Origin of the sequence: Halomonas dongshanensis, assembly GCF_024790395.1 — a bacterium.
Lineage (GTDB): Bacteria > Pseudomonadota > Gammaproteobacteria > Pseudomonadales > Halomonadaceae > Vreelandella > Vreelandella dongshanensis.
The window spans coordinates 377,605-403,713 of the sequence record NZ_JAJISC010000002.1 but is presented as its reverse complement, the minus strand read 5'-3'; the positions used below and the strand labels follow the sequence as shown (position 1 = coordinate 403,713).

General features: G+C 57.2%; 26 protein-coding genes. 6 read left to right on the top strand and 20 right to left on the bottom strand.

The genetic code is table 11. The features are described from left to right. Positions 1-98: 98 nt before the first annotated feature. Positions 99-1,703, top strand: a complete 1,605-nt coding sequence (locus tag LLY24_RS05315; RefSeq protein ID WP_259035245.1) for an acyl CoA:acetate/3-ketoacid CoA transferase — start codon at positions 99-101, stop codon at positions 1,701-1,703. Next, positions 1,703-2,449: an enoyl-CoA hydratase/isomerase family protein gene (locus tag LLY24_RS05310; protein WP_259035244.1), complete on the top strand. Its 747-nt coding sequence runs from the start codon at positions 1,703-1,705 to the stop codon at positions 2,447-2,449. The genes LLY24_RS05315 and LLY24_RS05310 overlap by 1 nt, the downstream gene beginning before the upstream one ends. A 106-nt stretch (positions 2,450-2,555) precedes the next feature. On the opposite strand, the gene LLY24_RS05305 is transcribed toward LLY24_RS05310, so the two are convergent. The 14 genes from LLY24_RS05305 to LLY24_RS05235 form a co-directional block, all read right to left on the bottom strand. Beyond that, on the bottom strand, positions 2,556-3,692 hold the full coding sequence (locus LLY24_RS05305; RefSeq protein ID WP_259035243.1) for a glycerate kinase: 1,137 nt from the start codon (positions 3,690-3,692) through the stop codon (positions 2,556-2,558). Between the two features lie 30 nt (positions 3,693-3,722). Next, positions 3,723-4,922 carry a DUF993 family protein gene (locus LLY24_RS05300; protein ID WP_259035242.1) on the bottom strand — a complete coding sequence of 400 codons (1,200 nt, stop codon included), beginning with the start codon at positions 4,920-4,922 and terminating at the stop codon, positions 3,723-3,725. Positions 4,923-5,015: 93 nt separating this feature from the next. Continuing rightward, positions 5,016-5,459: a MaoC family dehydratase gene (locus LLY24_RS05295; protein WP_259035241.1), complete on the bottom strand. Its 444-nt coding sequence runs from the start codon at positions 5,457-5,459 to the stop codon at positions 5,016-5,018. Then, complete coding sequence (locus tag LLY24_RS05290; RefSeq protein ID WP_259035240.1) at positions 5,456-6,250, bottom strand: SDR family NAD(P)-dependent oxidoreductase; 795 nt, start codon at positions 6,248-6,250, stop codon at positions 5,456-5,458. Before LLY24_RS05290 ends, LLY24_RS05295 begins: the two co-directional genes overlap by 4 nt. A gap of 9 nt (positions 6,251-6,259) precedes the next feature. Beyond that, entirely contained in the window at positions 6,260-7,402 is a 1,143-nt protein-coding gene (locus tag LLY24_RS05285) for an acyl-CoA dehydrogenase family protein (protein WP_259035239.1), read from the bottom strand. 3 nt (positions 7,403-7,405) lie between these two features. After that, positions 7,406-8,125 carry an enoyl-CoA hydratase/isomerase family protein gene (locus LLY24_RS05280; protein WP_259035238.1) on the bottom strand — a complete coding sequence of 240 codons (720 nt, stop codon included), beginning with the start codon at positions 8,123-8,125 and terminating at the stop codon, positions 7,406-7,408. 6 nt (positions 8,126-8,131) lie between these two features. Next, entirely contained in the window at positions 8,132-9,424 is a 1,293-nt protein-coding gene (locus LLY24_RS05275; RefSeq protein ID WP_259035237.1) for a TRAP transporter large permease, read from the bottom strand. After that, a complete protein-coding gene (locus LLY24_RS05270; protein ID WP_259035236.1) occupies positions 9,421-9,936 on the bottom strand; it encodes a TRAP transporter small permease in 516 nt (171 codons plus the stop codon). The genes LLY24_RS05275 and LLY24_RS05270 overlap by 4 nt, the downstream gene beginning before the upstream one ends. 6 nt (positions 9,937-9,942) lie before the next feature. Next, on the bottom strand, positions 9,943-10,941 hold the full coding sequence (locus LLY24_RS05265) for a TRAP transporter substrate-binding protein (protein WP_259035235.1): 999 nt from the start codon (positions 10,939-10,941) through the stop codon (positions 9,943-9,945). Positions 10,942-11,052: 111 nt separating this feature from the next. After that, positions 11,053-12,618 (bottom strand): acyl CoA:acetate/3-ketoacid CoA transferase, encoded by a 1,566-nt coding sequence (locus LLY24_RS05260; RefSeq protein ID WP_259035234.1) that lies wholly within the window; start codon positions 12,616-12,618, stop codon positions 11,053-11,055. Positions 12,619-12,666: 48 nt separating this feature from the next. Beyond that, positions 12,667-13,395: an IclR family transcriptional regulator gene (locus LLY24_RS05255; protein ID WP_259035233.1), complete on the bottom strand. Its 729-nt coding sequence runs from the start codon at positions 13,393-13,395 to the stop codon at positions 12,667-12,669. A gap of 332 nt (positions 13,396-13,727) precedes the next feature. Beyond that, entirely contained in the window at positions 13,728-15,287 is a 1,560-nt protein-coding gene (locus LLY24_RS05250) for a methyl-accepting chemotaxis protein (RefSeq protein ID WP_259035232.1), read from the bottom strand. Positions 15,288-15,444: 157 nt separating this feature from the next. After that, positions 15,445-15,687: a hypothetical protein gene (locus LLY24_RS18345; RefSeq protein ID WP_427854537.1), complete on the bottom strand. Its 243-nt coding sequence runs from the start codon at positions 15,685-15,687 to the stop codon at positions 15,445-15,447. 243 nt (positions 15,688-15,930) lie between these two features. After that, positions 15,931-16,356, bottom strand: a complete 426-nt coding sequence (locus LLY24_RS05235) for a VOC family protein (RefSeq protein WP_259035231.1) — start codon at positions 16,354-16,356, stop codon at positions 15,931-15,933. Between the two features lie 132 nt (positions 16,357-16,488). Here LLY24_RS05235 and LLY24_RS05230 point away from each other — a divergent pair, with 132 nt between their 5' ends. After that, entirely contained in the window at positions 16,489-17,352 is an 864-nt protein-coding gene (locus LLY24_RS05230; RefSeq protein ID WP_259035230.1) for a LysR family transcriptional regulator, read from the top strand. Positions 17,353-17,387: 35 nt separating this feature from the next. Next, positions 17,388-17,612, top strand: coding sequence for a DUF3820 family protein (locus LLY24_RS05225; RefSeq protein ID WP_259035229.1), 225 nt, complete (start codon positions 17,388-17,390; stop codon positions 17,610-17,612). A 68-nt stretch (positions 17,613-17,680) separates the two neighbouring features. On the opposite strand, the gene LLY24_RS05220 is transcribed toward LLY24_RS05225, so the two are convergent. The 3 genes from LLY24_RS05220 to LLY24_RS05210 form a co-directional block, all read right to left on the bottom strand. Then, positions 17,681-17,809 carry a hypothetical protein gene (locus LLY24_RS05220; protein ID WP_259035228.1) on the bottom strand — a complete coding sequence of 43 codons (129 nt, stop codon included), beginning with the start codon at positions 17,807-17,809 and terminating at the stop codon, positions 17,681-17,683. Further along, entirely contained in the window at positions 17,796-19,946 is a 2,151-nt protein-coding gene (locus LLY24_RS05215; RefSeq protein WP_259035227.1) for a methyl-accepting chemotaxis protein, read from the bottom strand. The genes LLY24_RS05220 and LLY24_RS05215 overlap by 14 nt, the downstream gene beginning before the upstream one ends. Before the next feature lie 161 nt (positions 19,947-20,107). Further along, positions 20,108-20,719: a flavin reductase family protein gene (locus LLY24_RS05210; RefSeq protein WP_259035226.1), complete on the bottom strand. Its 612-nt coding sequence runs from the start codon at positions 20,717-20,719 to the stop codon at positions 20,108-20,110. 264 nt (positions 20,720-20,983) lie between these two features. Here LLY24_RS05210 and LLY24_RS05205 point away from each other — a divergent pair, with 264 nt between their 5' ends. Continuing rightward, the gene (locus LLY24_RS05205; RefSeq protein ID WP_259035225.1) at positions 20,984-21,934 is read left to right on the top strand and encodes a D-2-hydroxyacid dehydrogenase family protein; all 951 of its coding nucleotides are present in this window, start codon (positions 20,984-20,986) and stop codon (positions 21,932-21,934) included. Here LLY24_RS05205 and LLY24_RS05200 read toward each other — a convergent pair. From LLY24_RS05200 to corA, 3 genes are all read right to left on the bottom strand, one after another. Then, positions 21,931-22,998 carry a proline racemase family protein gene (locus LLY24_RS05200; protein ID WP_259035224.1) on the bottom strand — a complete coding sequence of 356 codons (1,068 nt, stop codon included), beginning with the start codon at positions 22,996-22,998 and terminating at the stop codon, positions 21,931-21,933. The genes LLY24_RS05205 and LLY24_RS05200 overlap by 4 nt on opposite strands. Further along, the gene (locus LLY24_RS05195) at positions 22,995-24,167 is read right to left on the bottom strand and encodes a zinc-binding dehydrogenase (protein ID WP_259035223.1); all 1,173 of its coding nucleotides are present in this window, start codon (positions 24,165-24,167) and stop codon (positions 22,995-22,997) included. Before LLY24_RS05195 ends, LLY24_RS05200 begins: the two co-directional genes overlap by 4 nt. An 81-nt stretch (positions 24,168-24,248) precedes the next feature. After that, the gene (gene corA, locus LLY24_RS05190; protein ID WP_259035222.1) at positions 24,249-25,232 is read right to left on the bottom strand and encodes a magnesium/cobalt transporter CorA; all 984 of its coding nucleotides are present in this window, start codon (positions 25,230-25,232) and stop codon (positions 24,249-24,251) included. Between the two features lie 158 nt (positions 25,233-25,390). On the opposite strand from corA, the gene LLY24_RS05185 reads away from it, so the two are divergent. Beyond that, positions 25,391-26,083, top strand: coding sequence for a hypothetical protein (locus LLY24_RS05185; protein WP_259035221.1), 693 nt, complete (start codon positions 25,391-25,393; stop codon positions 26,081-26,083). Positions 26,084-26,109: the final 26 nt, after the last annotated feature.

The following is a 26,109-nucleotide window of genomic DNA, read 5'->3' as shown; positions in this document are numbered from 1 at the left end:
GCGCAGGTGGATAGCGACTCGATATGACGCCATCAATGATGGCGCCCCTTGGCGCTGTTTAGCCCAATGCAATCCATCCAACACAACGAGGAAGCAAGATGACATCCGTCCAGTCCGCCACTGCCGTCAACAAAATAATCGAACCGGCTGCTGCCGCTGAATTGATCCAGGATAATGCCCGTCTTTACATTGGCGGGTCAGGGGGTGGCCATGGCGTACCCGAGCGGATGCTGCGCGCCATTCGTGAGCGCTTCGACGCCAGCGGCTCTCCCAAAAGTCTAATGGTCACAGCGACCGTATCGATTGGCGACTGGGACAAGGCAGGCTTGAACCTTTTCGACGATCCGACGCTGCTCAAACGCATCGTCGCCAGTGGATTGAACAACACCCCTTCACTCTCGACGCTTGCCATGCAAGACAAGATCGAAGCCTATACCTTGCCGCAAGGCGCTCTTGCTCAGTTGACGCGCGAAGCCGCGGCGGGGCGCCCTGGGGTACTCACCAAGGTCGGGCTGCATACCTTCGCCGATCCGCGCCAGCAAGGGTGCCGACAAAGCCCTTCGAGCACGGAAGATTTGGTGGAACTCGTGGATATCAAGGGCGAGGAGTACCTGCTTTATAAAACGACGCCTATCGACGTCGCGATCATTCGCGCCTCGGTCGCAGATGAGCACGGCAATCTTACCCTTGAAGACGAGGCCTATATCGGCGAGAACTACTCCGTGGCTGCTGCGGCCAAGCGTAACGGCGGTATCGTGATTGCACAGGTTCAGCGTACTGCCGCCGCCCATAGCCTGCCCCAACGCGAAGTACGTGTACCCGGCTTTCTGGTTGACTATGTGGTTATCGATCCAGATCAAAAACAAACTTATGAGACCCAGTTTAGCGCCGCATATGCAGGTAAGCTGAGAGTTCCAAGTGGCTCAACCAAACCGCTCAAGATGGATTTAAGAAAGGTCATCGCCCGCCGCGGCGCGATGGAGTTACGCAATGGGGCAACCGTCAACATTGGCTTTGGTGTTTCAAATGGTATTACTGTTATCGCAGCCGAGGAGGATGTCTACAAACAAGTCACGATGACCTCTGAACAAGGCATCGTCGGAGGTATGCCTGCTCCAGGAAAAGACGCCGGTGCAGGAGTTAATTACGACATGCTGGTGCCGCAGCCAGATCAATTTGATTTCTATGATGGCGGCGGTCTCGATGTCGCATTCCTCTCTTTCGCTGAGGTCGATGCAAACGGCAACGTGAACGTCTCACGCTTTGGTGATCGCATCATTGGGCCTGGGGGATTCGTCAATATTAGCCAAGGTGCTCGCAAAATTGTTTTTTCCGGCACGCTAACGACTGGTGGCCTCCAAGCGGCGCCCAATAGCGAAGGCGGCCTCAGCATAGACCGCGATGGTGATATTGAAAAATGGGTACCAAAGGTTGAGCAAATAACCTTCAACGGTCAGTTTGCACGTAGTCGCGGACAGGAAGTTTTATATATTACCGAGCGCGCCGTTTTTACGCTAGACGATGAAGGCTTGATTCTCATTGAGATAGCCGATGGCGTTGATTTAAAAAAGCACGTTTTGGACCGTATTGGTTTTAATATTCGTGTTGCTGATAACTTACGCAAAATGGACGCGCGTATTTTTCGCGACCAGCCAATGAGCTTAGCGCAAGACCTCGCGACGATTGAGGGCGAGACAAAGTAATGGCCAATTACGTAAAGATCGAAAGTCGTGGTGATATCGCATTGGTAACACTGAATCGTCCTGAGCGCCGCAATGCTCTTGGCAGTGCGCTATTAGATGATTTAATAAGTGTTTTTACCCACCTTGAACAAGACCAAGAAGTACGTGCCGTGGTTTTAACAGGCGCCGGTACTGCTTTCTGTGCTGGTGCCGATTTGAAAGAATTTGGCCGTGCGCGCCCCCACGATGTAGCGGCCCTCAATACGCGAATCTCAGCTTTCATGCGTTCAATTCTCGTCTTTCCCAAGCCTGTCATCGCCGCAGTAAACGGCGCTGCTATGGGCGGAGGATTCGTGCTCGCTGCTTCCTGCGATAGCGTGGTGACGACTCCAACGGCCCGTTGGCATCTTCCCGAAGTGTCTTTGGGCTGGCTACCCGGTTTTGGACTACACATACTGTCACTCAAAGTGGGCATCAACCGCGCAAGACGGTTGACTCTGGCAAGCGAGCCAACCCCAGGAGAACAAGCTTTTAGGATAGGACTAGCCGATATGGTAAGCCATATCGATCAAACACCGGTCGAATTGGCCCTTGAGGAAGCAACCAAGCTCGCCACGCTCCCAGCTCATTCTGTTGCTACGGCCAAGCGCTACTTCGCACTTGAAGCTAATAGTACCGAGAAATGGGATGTCATCGCACAATCCTTATATGCTGAGGATGCGTTGCATCCAGAAGCGCAGAAGGCCATGCAACGTTTCCAAAAATAAAAAGACAATCACTTTCTTTCAGTGGATGAGAAAGCGTTTTCCGAGCAGCCAAAGCTGTTCGGATTACTGTCGGCCAACGCATCACTTACGGTAATTATTTATCATGCTATTTGTCGAACGCCATCCTCATGCGCAACACACTCTCTGTTCTATCACTCAACAACTCTGCACAACGGGCCAATGCTTCATTCAAGTGCATTGGCCCATCTGCTAACGCAAACGCGGTGCTAACACCTTCCTTTAGTGCCGATTGCCATTCTGGACCTAAGCGCCCAGCCAGTACAATGACGGGGACATTATAGCGTTTCGCCAGCCGCGCTATGCCAATAGGAGTCTTGCCTGAAAGGCTTTGCCCATCCAATTGTCCTTCGCCTGTAATCACCATATCTGCCGTCACCAAATGGGGCTCTATACCCACATACTCGATGATTAGCTCGACACCAGGCATGAGCTTCGCATTAAGAAATGCTTTTAGAGCGAATCCTATTCCACCTGCGGCGCCCACACCCGGTAGATCACGATAGTCCATCCCCAAAACCTGCCGAGTCTTATCGGCAAAACGAGTAAGCGCAGCATCGAGAGCGATGACGTCATCATCATTCGCGCCCTTCTGAGGTCCAAATACGGCCGTTGCGCCGCGCTTTCCTAGCAATGGATTATCGACATCGACTGCGGCAGAGATATTTACGCCAGGTAAACGTGAATCCAATTCCGTGATATCGAGATACTCCAGGTCACCCAGTGCAGCACCTCCTGGAAGCAATGGTTGATGGGAGGCATTCATTAAACGCGCCCCGAGCGCCGTCAACATACCGGCGCCACCATCGTTAGTGGCGCTACCTCCAAGCAGAACCACTATGTGCTTAGCCTCCGCGTCCAGGGCTTCGCGGATCAATTCACCGACACCGTACGTCGAGCTATGCAGCGCCGTTCGCTCTTGAAGAGATAGCGCTTGTAGGCCACTGGCCTCGGCTAATTCGATAAAGGCCGTACGCGTCTCACTCTTCCATCCCCAAGCAGCACGGCAGGGGCGTCCCAAGGCATCCTTAACCCAAGCATAACGCCGTTCGGCACCTGTCGCGGCCAGAATTGCCTCTAAACTACCTTCTCCACCATCGGCGAGGGGGCACTCGGTTATTTTTACTTCTGGGCACGCGCGCAAGGCGCCCTTTGCCATCGCTTGCGCTGCCTCCTTGGCGGAAAGTGCGTCTTTATAGCTATCTGGGCAAATCAGCAAATGCATATATCAACACCCTGTTCAATAGCGCCGCAATCACTTGAGACCATTAAGCTTTAATAAACCATACCAACGTTCAGCGGCAAGCTCCGGGCACTCAAATACCTGGGCGTCATTGGCTAATTCAACAATTCTTGAAAGGTGAGGCAGGCTGCGAGCAGAGTGCAATCCTCCCACCATCTGGAACGCTGTTTGATATCCGTTTAGCCATGCCATAAAGGCAACGCCTGTTTTGTAAAAATAGGTGGGCGTAGCAAAGATGTGTCGGCTCAATGCTTCTGTAGGCTCCAAAATACGGCGGTAACTTTGCGCATCTCCGCGATCCAGAGCCTGTATCGCCGCAGCGGCTGCCTTCGGGAATGAAGCGAATGCCCCCAATAGCGCGTCGGAATGCCCGCGTGCGTCATCGAAGCCACCGGCGCTGCTATCGCTACCATATACCTCAGCCCCACCGATCAAGCGCACATAGTTATAATCATCACCAGTGAACATACGCACCCCATCGGGAAGGCGTTCACGCAAATAGACTTCAGAGCGCCAATCAAGCAGGCTCATCTTGATGCCCACCACATGCTCGCGATTCTCCTGAATGATATGCAGGACGGTATCTGCCGCCAACTGCCACTCCGAGGAGCCAAAGTAACCGGCCAAAGCAGGGTCGAAAGCCGTTCCCAGCCAATGCAATACCACTGGACGAGAGGTGGATTTCAGAATGGCATCATAGGCACTTCGATATGCTTTCGCATCGGAGGCGGCCGCCGCTAGATGCCGACTCGCCATCAGTACGGCATCGGCGCCCGCTTCTTCAGCAATATCTAGTTGAAGCTTGTAGGCATCGATCACCTCTTGCAGCGACACATGCGAAGCCTCCAGGTGATCGGTATTCACCCCCACCACGAGCTTGCCCCGGCACTCACGCGCCACCTCGGCAGAGCGACGTATGAGCTCTTTTGTACCTGCAAAATCCAAACCCAGATTACGCTGAGCGGTATCCATCGCGTCGGCCACGCCCAGCCCTTGAGCATAGATGCGACGCCGTATTCCCAGCGTGGCGTCCCAATCGATATCGGCGGGCGCCCCTGGCGTATTGTTCCCCAACGTACGTGGCACGATATGGGCAGCGGCATAAGCCACACGGCTTTTCAATACGGTGCCCGGTGCTACCCCCTCTCCCGCTTGATTGAGCGCAACCTTATGCAGCACACCGTTATCGGCAAGTAATGTGAGCGTATTCATAACGTCCTATTCCTTATATGAAAGCGTGCTTGCACGCGAATGCGCTTTCAATTGGCAATGTAGATATAGGCCAAGACCTGTCACTTCGACGCGTTAAAGAACCTTCATGATGTGTGTCGCGACAAGAATCGTTTCTTCACTGTTGGCCTCATAAACGCTTGTTTTGGAAATCAATCGTCTGGCGCCCCGATCAATAGACTTCAACGTGTAACGGCACTCGATGGTCGTACCGATATACACAGGTTTTATAAAACGCACGCGATCATAGCCAAGCGATACGACGGGCTCACGGATCAAGTCTGCGACTTTAGTGCTTAGCGTCGAGGTATAGCCCAGCAGCAGAACGCCGTGCGCGATGCGCCCGGAAAAACCGCTCTCCTGCATATAGAGCTCATCGGTATGATTCGCTGCCAGATCACCGGTAATACCGGCAAAACCAAGCACGTCAAACTCGCTCACGGTCCGGCGGTTGGTAAAAGTGTTATCGATCAGCGTGGCCAGGTCGATATCATCGAACTCATAGGTTGTCGTCGTCATGATAGGTATCCTCCACCATTGACCGAAATCGCTTGTCCATAGATATATGCAGCTTCACGGCTCAGCAGAAAGCGAACGACACTGGCAACTTCGTCTGGCTGGCCAAATCGGTTGGCAATCAAGTTGCGCGTTTTTGCCGCCAACCAATCTTCGGTCATGAAGGCTTCGGTCATGGGTGATACTACCGGGCCCGGTGCTACGGCATTGACACGTATGTGAGGCCCTAACTCATGAGCAAGACTACGAGTCAGCCCGATCACACCCGCCTTTGAAGCGCTATAGGCGCTGAGATTTGCACCACCTCGAAAAGCGATCTGCGAAGCCACGTTGACGATAGCCGCGCTGTTTGCCCGTCCGAGAACGGGTTCGAGTCCTCGCACAAGGCGGTAAATCGAGGACAGATTGATTTCGAGGGTATGCTGCCAGACAGTTTCATCGGTATCTGCTAGGCTGGTTTCGTACATCACCCCTGCGTTGTTAACCAGACACGTGGCTTCCAGGGCGCGCGCAATTTCCAAAAGTTCTGAAACGGATGCAGGCTGCGCAAGGTTACAGGGGACGAACACGAAGTGTGGCTGCTCGCTCAGGGGGGATGAAACGTCACTCATGTCACTGCCAATGACAAAGGCTCCTGCACGACATAGCTGCTGGCAAATGGCCGCGCCAATTCCCCCATGACAACCGGTCACCAGGACCGTTTGCCCAGCTAGGTTGGCAAATCCTTCCTCGGCACGATTCTGCTCGGATGCCCAGCGCACCTGTCGGCTCCGAGCCGCGCTCAGTAATGACATAACCACTCCTTAGTCGTGGATGTGCCGAATGGCATGCTTTGCCAGCATCAACTGATGAATTTCGCTGGTGCCGTCGAAGATCTGCATGACCTTTGCATCTCGATGCATGCGCTCTACATCCGAGTGCAATATCAAGCCTTGTGCCCCCCAAAACTGCATTGCAGTATCGGTATGTTCTCGCGCTTTATCAGTCGCAAACAGCTTGGCTGCTGAGATGGTTTCCGGGCATCCGCCGTCGCCCTTGGCGAACGTATGGGCTGCCTGAATCGTCATCGTGTCGGCCACCAGATAGTCGCCGTGCATCTGACCAATTCTCTGCTGGGTAAGCTGTTTGTCGAGCAGTGACTCACCAAAGATCTCTCGCGAAGCGGTGCGCTCGATGGAAAGCTCGACGGCACGCTGGATGAGGCCACAGGAGTATGAGGCTGCTTCAATTCTGGCTAGATTGAGCCCATCCATCATCCCCATGAAACCATCACATGCGAGGGCACTTTCCGCAGGGACGAAGACATTTTCGAAATCCAGGCCGCCATTAGGCATCCCTCGTAGCCCGGACAAAGGCAATTCAGGCACACGCGAAACACCCTGACTGGAAAGGTCGACGACCAGCGCAATCGTTCTTGCCTTACGGGAAGCGCTATCGAGTTTGGCCAGGACGATTGAGTAATCGGCAATCGGCGCAAGTCCAATCCAGCGTTTTCGGCCCGAAAGACGAAATCCGCCTTTGGTTTCAACGGCGATTGTCTCCATTGCTCTTATATCGGTACCCGCCTGTGGCTCGGTGATGGCGAAGGATCCAAAGGCCTCTGCGTTCAGAGTCTTTTCAAGCCATCGCTCACACACTTCGGACGCGGCATATTTGATCAGTAGGTAGCTGTGTAATCGCGCTACACTGGTAGCAACAGCTAGAGCCGTAGAGTATCGCGCCAGCGTCTTGCTCGCTTGATGAATGCGTAACCACGTTGATGGCCGCCAGTCGATCTGCTGTTGCTCAAGGTGAAGTCGCTGCTGACCGATCCGAGCCAAGTCACGCAATACGTCAGGAACGAAGACGTTGGCTTCATCGATTTGTGCCGCACGCGGGGCTAGTTCAGCGCTGCAGTAGTCGTAAAGTGCCGCGAGTGCTGTATCGCTGTGTCTTGATATCATCATGTTTCACCCTCTCTTCGCCAACAACGACGCCATGAATAGAGTCTCAAGATTGGCGGCGTCCTGCTCATCCACCATTTGCGCAAACAGGTGTTTGACATAGCCAATAGACTGCTTGCCTTTATCAGGCAGCGAGGAAATGAATGCCACAGCATCCTGCTCTGGATCGCCACTGATTTCTTCAGCCAACAGTCCCTCAGCAAATGCATCAGTCGCCGTCATCATTTTGCCGCTGAACACCAGATATTTGGCACGTCCAATGCCGATAATGGCCGAAAGCCGTCTAACGCCTCCCCACCCAGGCAGGAAGCCAATCGTGACCTCGGGCAAGCCGAAACGAGCGTTGTCGGCGGCAAATCTTATGTCGCAGGCCAGCGCCAGCTCGAACCCTCCGCCAAGCGCGTACCCACGTATCGCTGCAGCGACCGGCAGGGGAAACTCTTCAATACGTTGAAAGAGATCCGCTCCACTACGGTTCGAAACCTGAAACTGCTCGACGCTTAGCGTATCGATCTCTTTGGTATCAGCCCCCGCACTAAAGGCTTTTTCCGTCGTGGACGATATCACTACCCCCTTAAGACTCGCGTCGCCTTGAATCTCATCCAGTGCCTGCCCAAGTTCTTTTATTAGCGCCTGAGAAAGAGCATTGAGCGCTTTCGGCCGGTTAAGCTTCACGATCGCAACAGATGACTGGTGCTCAACTTCAAGAAAGTCATACTTGTTCATGTGATGTTAAGCTCCTAAAGAGGGCAGCCAGAGCACCAATTGCGGGAAAGTAACGCAAAGGGCAATGATAAAAAGAATGGCAAACAGAAACGGCAGTGCAGGCTTGATAACTCTGATGAGATTCACTTCTGCGATTTGAGAGGCAATGAGCAGACAAATGCCGACCGGCGGCGTCACGAGTCCCACGGCCAACGTCATGATCGCAACAACGCCATACTGGACAGGATCGATACCTGCGGCGAGTACAAAAGGCGCGAACACGGGGATCATTATCGCCATGGCCGGCAGCGGATCTAAAAAACATCCGATAAACAGGAAAATCATGACGATGACGGCCAAAACCGCCCATCCCGGTATATCCGATAACAGCGAGCCGAACATCGAGGGGATATTGTAGATAGCCAACAAGTAGCCAATCACCGAGGCTGCGGCCAGAGCGAGAAGCGCGACACCTGTTAATGAGGCCGTCGTTGCCAGAGATTGCAGAAGATTCTTCAAGGTGAGCGAGCGATACATCAATGCAGCCACAAGCATCGCGTAGATGACCGCCGTAACCGCCGCTTCAGTAGCCGTTACCACACCAAAACGAAAGCCGATAAACACGATCGCGATGATACCGAATGCAGGTAACGCACCGACGAAGGTCTTCCAGAACACTCCCCAATTGAATCGCGCCTCGGGTGGGTAGCCTGCACGCACCGCAACGATCCAGGCAACGAACATCAAAGCCACACCCACCAGCAGGCCGGGAATGATCGCCCCCAGAAACAGCCGACCAATGGAGGTATTGGTCAACGACCCCCAAACGATGAGCTGGATGCTGGGAGGAATAATCGAACTGATGACGGCAGATGAGGCAGTGACCGCCGCGCAATACTCTCGGCTATAGCCTCGCTTGATCATCTGGGGAATCAGAATAGACCCGGCACCGGAGACATCTGCTGTAGATGAGCCCGACATACCGCTAAAGCCGATCGAACTCGCCACATTGACGACGCCAAGCCCACCTCGCGCTCCGCCGACGATGGAGCGAGCAAAGTCGAAGAGGCGATCCGTCACCCCCGTCAAGGTCATCAGGCTCGCGGCAAATATGAAGAATGGCACGGCCAATAATACAAAAGAGTCGATACCCGCATACATACGTTGAACAAGCAGTTCGAGATTGAAGCGCGAGTCGAGCAGCATGAACGGCAACACCGACATGACCAACGCAAACGCAACCGGGATACGAATCAGAATGGCAAAGAAGAAGATAGCGATCATTATGAGGGCAATGGCCCCCGGCTCTAGCAGGATCATATGGTTTCTCCTTCTTTAGCAAGATACTTCAGCGCATAAGAAGACTTGATCGCTTGGATAAGATACTCGATATATTTGAGCAGCATCATTGCAAACGATAGCGGCAGTGCCAGATAGCTCCAGGCCAGGCTAACGCCAGACATGGTCGAGATCCGTGAGAAACCGTTAAGGAAGAACGTCACGGATCCTACCAGTAGAAAAGCCAGCGTGATGCAGACGAGAAAGGATGCAACGATATCGATAATTGCTCGCACGCGCGGATGGAGGCGCTCAGGAAGGAGGTCAATCTTGAAGTGCGCGTCATCCGATACCGCAAACGTCGCACTCAAAAACACCAACCAGACCAACGCAGCGCGAGCAAGTTCTTCGGTCCACATGATTCTTGGAACATCAGGAACATACCGACTGATTACCTGATAGGCGACGGTAATCGTCAACACGCTCAATATGAGTTGCGAAGCAATGCGGGCCCCTCTGGCCACGCCTTTATTCACTCGTGCGAGAGTATTCATGGCGATTTACAACCCCCGAATGGCCGATAGTAATTCCGTTTCGTTCCACTCTTCGGCGTACTTCTGCCAAATCGGCTCCATGGCCGAACGTAACGCGGTGGTATCCACTTCCGTCATGACCACCCCGTCTTGACTCGCTAGGCGCTCGAGCATTTCCTGGTCGGCCTCACCTTCGGTCTGACGCTCGAACTCCCCGGCTTCGAGTGCAGCTTCGCGCACTTGGCCAGCAAGCTCGTCATCGAGTTTATCGAGCGCCATATTGGAAATCATTACCGGGCGAACGGTGACCTCGTGCCCCGTCAACACGATATAGGGCGCCGGTTCGAAGAACTTCTGGCTTTCGATGAAAATGGGTTCGTTCTCCGCACCTTGGACCACGCCCTGCTCGAGCGCGTTATAAAGTTCGGTATAAGCTACCACCGTCGGTTCCAGCCCCATGGAGGCGTAGGACTCGGTCAGCATTTGTGAGGGTTGAACACGGAACAGTCGGCCTTGGATGTCATCAAGGCTCGAGACTTCTTCGGTAAAGAACATCTGACGCTGGCTGCCACCAAAGTAGGTCAGTATTTCCGCCCCCGTCGCTTCAATAATGTTTGCCTCCATCGGTTCGAGAATGCCCGATTCGAGCACCTGATCGCGGTGGGCACGATCTTCGAGAAGATAAGGCATGGATAGCAGCGTGATACCGGGGTAGTACTCGGCGATCGACCCCGGGGCAAAGAGGCCTACATCGACGGTGCCAGACTGTAAGGCCCTGAACATCTCCGTTTCGTTACCCAACTGGGCATTGGGGTGAACGCGAACCTGTACTCGGCCCTGGGTTTTCTCATCGACGAGTTCGGCAAATTTCTCCAGCCCTTGGTGAAAAGAGGTGCCCGTTGCCAGTTGATGGCCTGCCGTCAAAACGACAGTGCGCTCGCCGCTGTCAGTATCGTCGGAGCAGGCCGTCAGTAGCAGACATCCAGCAGCGACGAGTGATCCTAGAGCAAGGTGTGATCTACGCATTATTCTTATCTCCATCATGTGGATAGATGCGATCGTTCGCATGGCGTGCAAAGGTTTATGACGTTTCTATACGCTTTTGATCCTGGCCTAACAGCGCCTTAAAGTGCTCTTTCACGGCGCGCGCTCAGTCGCCGTCACATCGTGGTCGGGCAGCCGAATTACCGCGACCTCGTTTATCACTGGTCTGAAACTCATCTGCGCAACGATATCTCGTTCGATGTCGACACCTTCGACCACTTCGATGAGTTCGAGCCCTTCATCGATCAAACGGAAAACGGCCCGCTCAGTAACGTAGAGCACCTCTTGTTTTAGCTCTCGCGCCCGCGCCCCGGAGAAGGTGATTTGCTTGACTTGATCGACGAACTTGCCAAACCGCCCTTCTGTAGTAATGGCAAGACCATTGGCGCCCACATCGACCGCGAGCCCACCGGCCGTGAACGAGCCACAGAAAACCACCTTATGGGTTCCCTGCGTGATGTTGATGAATCCTCCAGCACCGGAAATCCCCCCGCCGTGACGACTCACGTTCACATTGCCATATTGGTCGACCTCGGCCATGCCCAAAAAGGCAACGTCCAAGTGGCCACCATCGAAGAGATCGAACTGAGAAGCAGCCGGTAGTGAGCATGACGGGTTGAAAACCGCCCCAAACTCGATTCCTCCGGCGGGAATACCGCCGATATGACCTTGCTCGACGGCAAAGGCGATTTGATCGATTTCGTTACGCTCCGAGGCCAGTTTGGCAATGCCATCCGGCATACCAACCCCTAGATTGACTAATTGACCGTGAGCGATTTCCCGATAGGCGAGCTCTGCCACAATGCGGCGCAAACCAACCGGCATGATGGGTAGAGACTCCAGAGGCACACGATACTTACCGGTGAAGCCGGGCTCGAAATGGGTTACCGCCGTTTGCGAACACTCTTTGACATGGACGAGGTAGTCCACAAGATTACCCGGCACTCTGACATCGCGAGGGTTGATACTGTTTTTGGCCAGATACTTCGATACCTGTACGATCACGATGCCGCCGTTACGCTTGGTGGCAAGGGCCGCCTCCAAAGGCTCGAGAATAGCGGCCTCGTCTTCGAACGATAGATTGCCCTGCACATCGGCACTAGTGGCTCGCAGCAAGCAGACATCGATCCGCGGCGCGGGATAGAACAGATACTCGCGATCTCTTACGGTAACTAGCTGTACCAGCTCTTCGGTGGTACGTGCATTGAGTCGTCCGCCCTCTACACGAGGATCAACGAAGGTACGCAGCCCTACTTTGGTCAGCAAACCATCCTCACCCGAGCCGGTGACACGTAGCAGGTGCGCAATCACCCCTTGGGGAAAGTTATACGCATCGATTTCTTCGGCCACCGCAAGATCCGCGAGCTCAGGGCTCATCCCCCAATGCCCACCGATAACGCGCCGTAAATTGCCAGGGGTTGCAAAGTGGCTCAGCCCCCCCCCGGCTTTATCGCCAATGCCACTGCAATGCCATAGCGTGAGATCACACGGCGCCCCCTTTTGCTTGAACGCCTGCCCCAGGGTGCTAATCAACGCCGAAGGCTCTTGCAGCCCGCCGCCGGAGCCGCCCACGAATAAGGTCGCTCCTGAGGGAACGATATCTGCAACCCGCTCAAGCGTGATCAGAGGCTTTACGCACCAATTGTTTGCGTTATGCAAGATAACCTCCATCGACAGGAACGATGCCCCTTTCTTGTTTCGTCATATTTAAATAACCTCCTCCAGTCGTTTGACCGCCAGCCGTAGCTCCTCCACCCACGTAAGCAGGTCGTCGAGCTCAGAAATGTGCGATGCAATACATACCGCATAAAGCGTCTTATCCTCATCGCGCCCCACCTGGACGGGCACCGCGACGGACGCAACCTTCGGCTCGTTCTCCCCCCGCGATACCGCATAGCCCTGCTGGCGAATACGCGCGATTTCTTCTTTCAGCGCTCGAGGATCGGTAATCGTTTCCGATGTCACCGCAGTCAGCTCTAGTGTTGGCAATAAACGTTCGAACTCGGCCTCGTCCAACGTTGCCAGCAGCGCCTTGCCTATGGCGGTGGCGTGTAGATAACCCGAAGCCCCTACGCTGCCTTTCAAACTCAGTGCCGTTGTCGCCGGTAAATGATCGATATAGGTAAACGAGGTATCCGCGAGCTTGCCGAAAATGGTGGAGTATGACGTAGTACGGTTTAACTCTTTGAGTACGGCTCGGCTGTGCTGAATCCCCCGACGGCGATTGATGGTGTACGCCAGAGTAAAAGCCCGCTCACCAAGCTCGTAGAGGCCTCCCCGCGCCGTCTGGCGAGCCAGATCCTCATTGACCAACGTCTGTAGCTGGCGATGAATCGTTGCCACAGGCATCTGTAATTGCGCACTTAGCTGCGATACCCCCTGCGGTTCTCGCGAGCGTGCCAGCGCTTCGAGTACAGCTACTGCTTTAGTAATCATTTTCCGTATTCCGAAAAGGCATTCCGTTTATTTAGTATGTGAATTTATGAAGTGAAGCGTCAACAACTAAAATCTAGTTCTTTAGGCTTATGTCAATAAGTCTAGAGCCAAAGCTAAAAAATAAGCGCTTGAATTATTTATTTAAAAAACAACTTTTCCGAATAATGGAAATATAAAGATTGGTAACAATAAAGGTGGGAAATTGCTGTACTAACAAATACACAAAAAACAAAGCTCGATGGCGCTTTTAAAAAAATGTATATGCGAGCGCATACCGCTATGCCATTGCAGCGATAGCGGCATCCTCTCTAGTGTAGGGTGACCATATCGATTCAGGTGCTAACGAGCTCATTAGCTAAATGAAACATCCCTATCTGCTTGGCAAGATGCCGTGCCTGATGCTCCAGGGCGTTGGCGGCAGTGCTGGTTTGTTGCACCAAGGCCGCATTTTGCTGGGTGACGCCATCCATTTCGGCTAAAGCGGCATTGATCTGAGCGATGCCGCCGTTTTGCTCGCGGGTGGCGGTAGAGATCTCCGCCATTAGCGCGGTGACCTGCTGGATCGAGGCGACAGTGCTGGCAATGGTAGTGCCGCTGCGTTCGGCTTGAGCGGCGCCACTGTCGATCTGCTGGGTAGTGGTTTCGATCAAGGCGCGAATTTCACTGGCCGAGGCTGCACTCCGACTGGCGAGCGAGCGGACTTCGCTAGCGACCACGGCAAAGCCACGCCCCTGCTCGCCTGCCCGGGCAGCTTCCACCGACGCGTTCAAGGCAAGGATATTGGTCTGAAAAGCGATCGAGTCGATTACCCCAATGATGTCGTTGATACGCTTGGCACTTTCGGCGATTTCGCGCATGACGATAGCCGTGCGCTCGACTTCCGCTCCGCCGCTTTCCACCGACCGGGCAGCCGATAGAGAGAGCGTATCCGCCTGCTGGGCGATCTCGGTGTTGCGGCTCACGGTGGTAGCCATCTCCTCCATGCTGGCAGCCGTTTGCTGTAGGGCGCTGGCCTGCTGTTCGGTACGCGACGAGAGATCTTGGCTGCCCGAAGAAATGTCGCTGGCACCGCTGAATACGCCGTCGCTACTCTCACGCAGGGTCAACACCAATTGCTTGAGCCGCGCCTGCATGGCGCTCAGTGCGGCAAAGAGTTGACCGATCTCGTTACGCCCTTGCGCCTCGATCGAGGCGGTCAAGTCGCCTTCGGCAATGCGCTCGAAGTGAGTGATCGCCTCGCGGATGGGCGCGACCACGCCGCGTATCATCAAGGCACGAATGATGAACGCCGCTACCAAAGCGGTCAGCAATAGCGCGATGCCGCCGCCGTTGATCCAGCTGGATAATTGCTGAATACGCGCGATCTCTGCCACGCTGCGTGCGTTCGTGTAGTGCAGCAGATCCTCCATGGCCGCATCGAGCTCGCCACCTAGTTCAGCGAGCGCCTCTTGTTGACGCTGGATTTGGAACGGCATGGCGTCGAGCATGGGGACGATGCCGTTGGTCACGTAAGCGAGGTAAGCCTCACCAATCGCCTCGATCAGCGGCTGGCGTGTGTCGTCTGCCGGTAGTGGTATGTTTCTAAAAGCTGTATAGGCATCGTCGGCCAGCGCCACGGCCTCCACTGCACGTTGCTGGTTCTCGGCACCCAGATCGGGGTTGCCCTGAGCGCTCAAACTGGCGAACCGATCGAGAAAAGCGTGCGCCCGGAGAGCATTGACCTGCGTTCGGTTGGCAAGATTGGTGAGCTGACCATTCGTCAACGCCAACTCGTCCAACGCGCTGTCGCTGCTGGCACTGGAATAGAACCCCAGCGCGCTGATCAGGCCGATCATCACCACCAGCGCCGCCAAGGCAGCGCTAAGACTCCACTTAATGGAAAGATGCTTCATTCCCTGCCCCCTTGAGCGCTCATCGTAATTTTTTGTCGTGTTGTTTTGCGTCGTGATTAACGACATCGGCAAGCGTAAACCAAATCAACCCGTTGAGAGCGTTGACACGACCTTGGTCTAAGCCTATTCCTCGGCAGGAAAATAGGTTCATCGCTAATTAACGGGGACCACGTAGGATGTGTTGTAAATCGGATCCTGTAAGAATTTTGACCACACTCGCTGGCGCACCTTGGCCAGCCACTCCTGTGCCATCGTACGGTACTGGAGCATGAACACCTTTCGGCCCGCCGATATGTTCTTGCATAGGAAGCCAAGCACCACGGTATCCCGCAACTCGATGGGTCTTGTCTTGAGGTTGTGTCGCATCGACTGCGGACTGGGTGAGGTTGGTCTTCGCCATGATGACTCCTTGGAAAGCCTCATTTCCAAGAGCCTAATAGGAGCCACGCGAGGGGAAACCGGGCTCGCCGCGCAGCGAGTGGGCTACTACAGCGCGGCCCAGTTCAGCCGTGACTATAAGCGCTACTTTGGCGTTACACCGTTAAAGCACAGTCGCGACGAACGAGCGCTAGAGGCCCTCTAAAACGCATTGCGCCGCCCGTAGGCGGCGCGGTGATCAAGCCATGATGACGTGGCAGCAAATCTACTTAGCAAACAGCTGGCCCATATCCTTGAACGCCTTGAACTCCAGGGCGTTGCCACAAGGGTCGAGCAGGAACATGGTGGCTTGCTCGCCAACTTGGCCCTTGAAGCGCACATAGGGCTCGATGACGAACTCGGTGCCGTGTGACTTGAGTCGTTCGGCCAGGGCCTCCCACTCTTCCCAACCGAGTACCACGCCAAAGTGCGGTACCGGCACATCGTGTCCGTCTACCGGATTGGTGTGGGCGCTCTCTTGGCTCGGGGTTTTAGGGTGGCCGTGAATGACTAGCTGGTGACCAAAGAAGTTGAAGTCGACCCAGTTATCGCTGGAGCGCCCCTCTTCGAGACCGAAGACATCGTTATAGAAGGCCCGTGCCAGCGGCACGTCGTAAACGGGAATGGCAAGATGAAAGGGTGAAAGACTCATGGGTGTCTCCGGTCTTGGGCAATTTTTTTAGGCGCTGCATAGAAAGTGCCTAGTTTGTTTGGCCATGCTAGGCGGATCCATTCAAAAACAAAATCAATATATTTTTGACCAATACTCAAATAAAATTGATCGATGATACGCGAACTTAAAACTTTCATTGTGGTGGCTCAAGAGGGCACCTTCGCTGCCGCTGCCAATAAGATCGGCCTGACTCAAGCGGCGGTTAGCGCGCAGATGAAGCGGCTTGAAGAGGCGCTCGGTACGCCGCTGTTCGAGCGCCAAGGGCGCCTTTCACGGCTCAATACGCGTGGGCACGAGCTGCTTGGAAAAGCGCAGGAGCTTCTAGCCCTCTATGCGCAGTTGGGCACGAGCAACAGCGCGGCCACGGTCAACAGCGTCACGTTGGGTGCCATCGCATCGATACAGCGCATGCTGCTGCCGGACATCCTGGCGCGCTTTCACCGCCAGCACCCCGACTGCCGCAGTCGAGTGGTACCGGGTGTTTCCATGGAGCTGGTCGACCAGGTCGATACCGGCAAGCTGGACATGGCCATCTTGATTCGCCCGCCCTTTGCCCTACAGGCCGACCTTCATTGGCACACCCTGGCCCACGAGCCCTTTCACCTACTCGTGCCCAAGCGCACTCATGGCAGCGACTGGCGCGCGCTGCTCGAAAGCCAACCCTTCGTGCGCTACGACCGCGCCTCCTTTGGCGGGCGCCAAGTGGAGCGCTTTTTACGCCAGCAGGCCTGCGCGGTACGCGAAGTGTGTGAAGTGGACGAGCTGGATGCCATTTTGCGCCTGGTGGCCAACGGCGTTGGCGTGGCCCTGGTGCCGCACACCTTGGCCTTTTCGCGCTGGCCGGCCCAAGTACGCGCACTGCCCCTTGGCGAACACACGTTCTATCGCGACGTAGGCTTGATCCACCGCCCGCTCTCCCAGCTCAGCACACCCGCGAGGGCGCTGGCCGAATTGATCGCCGAGCCAACACGCTAGCCCCTTAGAGACTGCGATAGAAAAGAGGATAACTTTTGGAATCGTCAGAACTGCAAAAATTGGTGACGGTCACGATGCCGTTTGGCAAGCATGCGGGGTGCGTGATTGCTGACCTGCCGGGGCCCTATTTGAACTGGTTCGCGCGGGAGGGGTTTCCGAGTGGAGAGTTGGGCCGACTCCTGGCCTTGATGCAGGAGATCGACCACAACGGTTTGAGCTACCTGCTTGAGCCGCTGCGCAAAAGCGCGTCGATGGGCTGATCACTGTTGAGCAGCGTGACCTCGCGGTTAGTCCTCTCAGAATGCTGCTGAAGCACGTAGAGCAGCGCCTAGGCGACATCGGCGCGGGCGATCGACTGCGCCTTTGATGCTGCCATGTTATCGGCAAAGCCGTGGGTGGCGGATTCGTCGGTCAAGGAGCCCAATTTGAGGATGCAGGCACCTCTAGCTGAATTCAACCTCTCGATCGGTTAACCGTCGCGGTACTGAGCCGAGGCGTAGCGCAGGCTCGGGCAGAGCGTTGCGCTGCTCAAAGGCGCGGTCGCCGACGCGAAAGCGCTCGACGAGACCGTGCATGTCGCTTGCGCGCTCATCCAGAGTTTGACTGGCGCTGGTGGCGTCCTGCACCAAGCGAGCGTTCTGATGAGTTACCTGATCGAGCTGTGAAATGGCGTCGTTGATCTGCTCGATACCGGTAGACTGCTCCTTGGTAGCAGCCGCAATCTCAGTGACGTAGCGCGTTACCGCCGAGAGGCTCTCGACGATATCCTGCAGGTGCTGGCTCGACGCGGTGACCAGATGCTCGCCTTCGCTCACCTTGGCAACGCTATCATCGACCAGATGACGGATCTGGGCGGCCTCCTCGGCGCTGCGTCCAGCCAGCTTGCGTACCTCTTGGGCTACCACGGCGAACCCGCGCCCCTGCTCACCTGCCCGCGCCGCCTCGACCGAGGCGTTGAGCGCCAGCAGGTTGGTTTGGAAGGCGATGTCGTCGATGGCCTTGATGATCGAGGTGATCTTTTCGCTGGCTTCCCGAATCTGGCGCATGGCGTCGGTAGTGCGCTTGGCCACATCACCAGCAGAGCGCGCCCTGCCATCGACGTTTTCGCTGGCATCGCGCGCCTGATCGGCATAGTCGGCCGTCTGCTTCACCGTGGCGGTAATCTGCTCGAGGCTCGACGCCGTCTCGGCCAGTGACGCCGCCTGCTGATCGGTGCGCTGGGAGAGGTTTTCATTGCCTGCGGCGATCTGGCGGCTGCTGGCGGCGATGTCCTCGGCGCTGGCACGAATCTGCGCCACCATGCCCTCGAAGGTATCCATCATGCGATTGAAGGCCTGGGCGGTCTGGCCCACTTCGTCGTTACGCGCAGCGTTCAGGCGCATGGAAAGATCGGCGTTCTCCCCGGCCGCGCCGCTGATGCTCTCCATCTGTCGGCGCATGCTGACCAGCGGGCCAAGCACGCGTACCAGAGTGCGCCAGCCAAAGATTGCCAGAAACGCGATGACCACAATCGTCACCGCGATTAGCAAGGTTCTCCCCGCTTGGGCCAAGGTCTCGGCATCGCCCGCCGCACGATCGGCGCGGGCGCTCGCGTAGCGCTCGAGCGCCGCCAGCGGTGTGCGCACCGCCGCCGAGGCCGCAGCCACGTCGGCCAATGCTGCCTGCACCTGAGCGGCGAGGTCGAGCTGGCGCTCGCGCAGGCCATATACCGACGTTGCCCCTTGAGCCATGACCGCATCAAGTTCGACGATGACGCCATCTAGATTGCGGATTTGCGCGCGCTGCTCCACTTCGGTGCTGGGTGCTTCGGCGATCTCAGCAAGCGCTTGGCGTGCCTGAGCCACATTCGCGACAAGCGCTTGATCGCGCAGTTGGGTCAGCACCACAGGCTGTTCGATCAGCGTCATCTGGCGGCCAAGGTCGGCTAGCTGTGCCGTAGCCAAGCGTGCCTCGCCAATCAGGCGACCAATGTCCGGCTGCGGCTCGAACATGCTGTCGAGCAGTTGGGTGGGCAGCGTCGTCATGCCATCTTCGCGCCAAGCGAGCATGAATTCTCGCTGCTCGTCGGTGCGGTTTTGATACGCATCGGCAGCCCCAGCCGCCAACGACCCCGCGCTTTGGGTCACGGCGGCAATCATGTTCTCCATCTGTTCCAGGCGCGCGTTCATCTGCGCCGTCAGCGAAAGCTCGTCGCGACGCAGCGCCTCCAAGCGGGTGTCGCCATCGATCAAGGCACCATAGCCCTCTTCGAGGGCCGTCAGTTGCTCGCGCTGATCGATGGACGCCGTATCGTCGTGCAGGGTCGCAAGGGCCGCATCGAAGCGCGCGGCGGGTTCGGCTTGAGGCGTCACGCCATCGATCAGCTCGGCATCGGCCGCCAGCAAATCGGTATGGCGCTGGGCAAAGGCATTCATTGCCAGCACCAGGTTACGGCTGGCGCGCTGCAGCGGCATGACGTCATCGGTGAGATAGCGCTGCGACCCAACCAAGCGCTGGTTGGTGACCCAGCCCGTCGCGGCCAGCACGATGGCCCCAATGATGGCGGCCAGAAAGAGCGCCACCAGCATGGCGCGGATACTCAAGGATCGTTTCATGTCGTTTTCGCTATCCAGCAGAGAAAGACCGTTTAGTGGGGCATCGTTTAGGCCGCTAAGCATACGATGAAATAGCCCCGCAGGGCGTTGAATCGAGACACCAAGGCACGATTGACGCCTCGCCTGATCACCAGCGAGGCGCCCCTGTGGTTATCTGAGCATTAGCCTGGCCGCTGCAAGGCGAAGCGGTCGTGCGTGCGCACGAAGTCGTTACCCGCCAGACGGCCAATGGCGCCTAGCGCGTCCATGTCCACATGGCGGCCATCCCAGAGGGCGTCGTCGATGTGGATCGAGACCACCTCGGCCAGCACCAAGGTACCGGCCAGCGGCGCATCGCCAAGCGTAATCAACTCGCGCAGGCGACAGCCAAACGCCAGCGGCGCCTGGGCAATGCGCGGCACTCCAAGCCCCGGCATGGAGGCCTTGTCGAGCCCGGAGAGAACGAATTCGTCTTCGTGCGGCGCCACCGTCGCGCTGGTGGCGTTGAGCGCCTCCACCAGGGCTTCGGTACCGACATGGATCACGCACTCGGGCACCGCGTTCAGGTTATTGACCGTATCTTTCAGTTCACCGTCGCCGTTACGCAGCGGCGCGAACGCCAGCACCGGCGGGTTGACGCTGGCTACGTTGAAGAACGAAAACGGCGCCAGATTGGCCGTCCCAGCAGCGTCTTGCGTAGCCACCCAGGCAATCGGCCGTGGGCAGATACCGCCCGAGAAGAGGCGGTAGAGCGTGCCAGCGCTCAAAGGCGTGTCATCGAGTCGGTAGTCCATCGAGGTTCCCCTTTCGCGAAGCGCGTTTTAGTCACTCTGGTTGGCCGTAAGGTAGGCCCCTATCGGTTCCATGGTGGGCTTATATCACCACCGCTCTTGGCAGCATCATCACCGCTCTGGGCAGTGTAAACGATGCGCACACAGACAAGGGCACGATAAGACGTTCGTGATATCGGCATTCCCAGCGCTACATGGCACTATCGATGTCTTACCTTGCCATGCCTTGGCGTCGAGGTTCCCGTCCCGCCACTCAGGAGAGCTGCCTTGAAAATCGTAATTCCCGATGACTACCAAGACTGCGTGCGCCACCTCGACGCCTTCGCCAAGCTCGCCGACCACGAGGTCACCCTGTATCACGATACCCCGACCGATCTCGACACCCTCGCCAAGCGCTTCGAAGACGCCGAGGCGCTGGTACTGATTCGCGAGCGCACCGCCATCACCGCCGAACTGCTTGCCCGTTTGCCCAAGCTCCGCCTGATCAGCCAGACCGGCGGCGGCGCAGCACACGTGGATCTCGCAGCCTGCCGAGCGCGCGGCGTCGCGGTGGTGACGGGTACGGGCTCGCCGCATGCACCGGCTGAATTGACCTGGGCCTTGATCATGGCGGCCATGCGCCATCTTCCCGAGGAAGCCGCCAACCTCAAAGCCGGACGCTGGCAGCAAACGCTCGGGCGCGGCCTGCGCGGGCGCACGCTGGGCATTTTCGGCTACGGCAAGATCGGCCAGCTCGTCGCCGGGTTCGGTAAGGCCTTTGGCATGCAGGTGCTGGTGTGGGGTCGCGAGGGCTCGCGCCAGCGCGCCGAGGAGGCAGGCATCGAGGTAGCCGACAGCCAAGCCGCGCTGTTTCGTCAAGCCGACGTGCTGAGCCTGCACTTACGCCTTAATGCCGACACCCGCGCCATCGTCACCGCCGAGCACTTGGCGCTGATGAAGCCTACGGCTCTATTGGTCAACACCAGCCGCGCCGGGCTCATCGCTCCAGAAGCGCTCGAGACGGCGCTGCGCCAGGGCGCGCCTGGGCAGGCCGCCATTGACGTCTTCGACGAGGAGCCGGTAGGCGAGCTTTCACTGCTTGCGCTTGGCAACGTGCTGGCGACGCCGCATTTGGGGTACGTCGAGAAAGATAGCTTCGAGCGCTATTTTGGCGATGCCTTCGATAATCTGCTGGCTTTTGAGCGCGGCGAGGCCATCAATGACCTCGCCCGCGCTTAGCCGTTGGGAATGCCCAGCGGCATCGAAGCGTGGCGATCGCTCAGGATGTGGTGCAACTCGCCGCAGTTGACCAGCGGATCGGCGCAGTTGATCACGACCTCGGACTTGGCCAGCACGTAGCTGCGCCCGGTAATGGTGTTCTCTACCACCTGATAGGCGCCAGCGCGATGAGTGCCGGTGAAAGTGCCGATAAAGCCGGTCTCGCGCAGTGAAATGGTTTCAAGGCGATCGCCGGGCTTCAGCCGATTCTCGTAGTGCATCAAGGCCAAGCGCGCCGAGGTGCCGGTGCCCGTGGTACTGCGGCAGATGACGCCGGGATGCACATAGGTCGTAGAGCGCGAGCGCACGAAACCGTCGGCGATGCGCTCTTCCGGCCCCATGAAGTGCAAAAACGGCAGCGGGCCGACATCCCCCAGGGTGTAGTGAGAAAATCCGCGCTCGGCCTGAATCGCTTCGACGACCTTGTGTGCCGTGGCGGCAAGCGCGGGCTCTTCGTCCAAGGTCAGCTTGAATCCGAGCTCGGTGGCATCGACGAGAGCGTAGAACCCGCCGCTGTAGGCCACCGAGTAGTGAAGTTGGCCGATGCCGGGGACGTTGATGGTGGCGCGGTAGGTATCGATGTAGCTCGGCAGCCCCTCGCAGGTGACCGACTCGACCACGCCGTTATGCACCCGCGCTTCGATCTGAACGAGCCCCGCCGGGGCTTCGAGCTTGAAGCGCTGTATGCCCTCCTGCTTGGGCACGATACCGGTCTCTAGCACCGCCGTGGCGGTGCAGAGGGTATTGGAGCCCGAATAGATGGGATAGCCCATCACTTCCATGATGATGTAGCCCGCTGCCGCTTCGGGATGGGTGGCGGGCACCAGCAGATCCACCGACATTTCGGGAATGCCGTAGGGCTCGAAGAGCAAGAGCTTGCGCAGCCCGTCGGCGTCGTCGCGCAGGTAGTGCATCTGCTCGCGTACGCTGGCGCCGGGAAGCAGGTCGATGCCGCCGGTGACGATACGGCTGACGTCGCCCCCGGCGTGGGTATCGAGAAGCTGGATGGCATGCGTCGTGTTCATGACGTCGACTCCAGGGCGAAGGGCGCTCCGTGCTGGGCCCACTGGGCATCGGGAACGATCACGATCTTACCCAAGAAGCCGCTACCGCGATTGACGAAGTAGCGCTCGGCGGCGTGCAACTCGGAAAGTCGAAAGGCGGCGTGTAGTACCGGCTTGAGCTCGCCGCTGCGAATCCAGGCGATCAGTTGCTCGGCCTCTTCGCGAGTGCCATGGGAGACACCGAAGATCTGGACTTGATAGAGGTAGATACGCGTCCACAGCACTTCGCTGACGTTGCCGCCGCTGGCCCCCGCGATAGAGAGACGCGGATAGGTAGTACGCCTATGCATGTCCTGAATCATGGTATCGATGAACAGCGCGCTCATCTCCCCGCCAACCAGATCCATCACCGCATCGATGGGTGCACCGCCAGTGGCCGCGAGCACGCGCTCGACGAAGCTATTAAGATCACCGCGATCGATCACCTCTTCGGCCCCGAGGGCCTTGAGCGCTTCGGCCTTTTCTGGCTGGCTGACGGCAAAGGGGATGGCGCCAATGATGCGACAGAGCTGGATTAGTGCTGTGCCCACGCCGCCGCTGGCACCGCTGACCAAGACACGCTCCCCAGCGGCCACGCCTGCTGAGGTCATCATGTGGTAGGCCGTTTGGTAGGAGCACATGCCGAGGGCCGCGAGCTCGGCATCGGCAAGCTCGGGGTTGTCGATACGGTGAAACTGCTCACTTGGCACTACGACATACTCGGCATAGCCGCCATCGGCGCCGTGGCCGTAGTAGTCCGGGGTCAGGTTCAGGTCGCGGCGGTTATCGGCGTAAAGATTGAAATCCAAAAGGCCACGCTCGCCAAGGCGCTCGGCCGACACCCCCTCGCCTACCGCAGCAACGCGCCCAGCGATGTCGGCACCCTGAATGCGCGGAAAGGTAAGCGTCGGCTCCCCGCCCATGGCAAACGACGTCACCTCGTCCTTCTCCTTGGTCGGGTAGAGCCCCTCGCGCGCCTTGCGGTCGGTGTTGTTCTTGGCCGTCGCCGTCACCTTAACCAAGACCTCACCGGGCCCTGGCGTGGGTAGCGCGATATCCTGGCGATAGACGAGCTTGTCGATATCGCCATGGCCGGTCAACTGCATGGCGGCCATGGTGGTCGGCAGATCGGAATTGATGCGATCGTTCATCGGCAGACTCCTTTTGAGGGGAAACTGAGAGAGACGGTAACTGAGCGAGAGATAACGAAAACCAAGGCGCTGCGATGGCGCTTAAAACCAGCGCATCCGCTTGAACAGCCACACCAACCACACGGTGATCACGCCCATGACGCCCATCACCACGAAGTAGCCGTAGCGGTAATTGAGTTCGGGCATATAGGTAAAGTTCATACCGTAGAGCCCGGCAATGAAGGTCAACGGCACGAAGATGGCGGTGATCACCGTCAGCATACGCATGGTGTTGTTCAACTGGTGTGAGGTGATGGAGATGTAGCCATCGACCAAATCGCCGCAGATGTCGTAATACATCTGGGTCAGGGTGTAGAGGCGCTCGAAGCGCTCAGAAACGTCGTTAATGGCGTGCAGCGTTTCATCGTTCTGGCGCGGCAGGTGCTCATAGTCGTAAGCGACGAGTTCCTGGGTGATGTTCTTGTGGTAGTTGAACACCCGACGCATCTTGACCAGGCGCGAACGGTACTGGGTGATCTGGCGCATCAGTTGGTCGTTGCCGTTGTCCTGCAACTCGTCTTCGAGATCGCTCAGGGCGTTTTCGAACTCCAAGAGGCTATCGAGGTAGTAGCCCGCCGAGAGATACATGGTGCGCAGCGCCACGCGCTCGGGAGACTGACGCAAGAGCTCGCCCCCCTGCTCCTTGAACAGACGATCGATGCTCATCGCCAGGCCCCCGTGCAGGGTGACGAGAAACGTCTCGCCCACGAAGAAACTGACCTGCTGAGGCACGAAGTTGAGCTCGGCATCGAAGGAGGCGATACCGCGATAGATGATCAGCGTATGGTTATCGAACTCCTCGATCTTGGGCGGATGGCGCTCTTTGTGCGCATCCTGGATCGCCAGCGGATGGCAGCCCAGGCGTTCGAGTATGCGACGTTCGTTCTCCTCACCCTCGCCCTGCATGTCGATCCATACATGGGCATCGGCTCCGCTACCCTCGCGCTCGGCAAGCCAGGTTTCGAACAGCGCCAGATCGCCTTCGCGGGTATCCCCCTCGGGGGTGGTCATGAGTACTCGAATCATCGCAGGCCTTATATAAAAAACGCAGGTCAAAGAGAGAGATGTCTCAAAGCCTAGCAAGGAAGTCGAAAGCGTGTCTTCCTCCTCCCTTTGTTTTTCCTGGACGTGGTTATGATGGGCATACATGATCAATAACAAACGGGATGCAAAGGGACGATTCGATGCCTTATACCGAAGCCAAGGAACACGTCAACGGGCGGCTGCACGCGCTTTTCGCCGACCCGTACCGCGCCTTCGAAAACGACGCCAACGAGCGTCAGTTGCATCTTCGCCTCATGCTCTACGTGCTGGCGGTACGCCCCATGGCCCAAGGGCTGCTGACCCTACGTGTGATTCACGGCTGGGAAAATGGCGGCTGCGAACCCGAGGCGCTACAGCACGTCGACTACGCCATCGATGATCTCGATGCGCTGCGCGCAGCATCGAGCGAGTTCGCCGAGGCATATCGGTTAAAACGCGACTTCCCCAGCGAGCAGAGCGCCATTCTCGCCGACCCGCTGGCCGACGCCATCGCCGAGGCAAAGGCCGAAGGGGCTGCGCTCACCACCGAAACCCTAGCGATACCCGCGCGCTGGCCGACGTTTCAGGGCGGACTTGCGCTCTACACCTTGTTCAAGATGTATCACCGGCTCATTTACGGTGAAGACGACGCCTATCGCTGCTCGTTATGCCTAACGCCTCACGGAGAGCGTGAGATTCACGAATTTCATCTCGAAGAGGGCGAATTCGCTCTGCTAACGCCTACCCCTGCGGCCTCTCGCGACGCGCCGACGCTGCTGGTGCTGCACGAAAGTCAGCTCGAACCGCTCACCATGCTGCTCGAAGAGAGTACGGCGCTGCTGGCTACGTTTTGATCGCGTCCAGCAGCGCTTATCGCGTT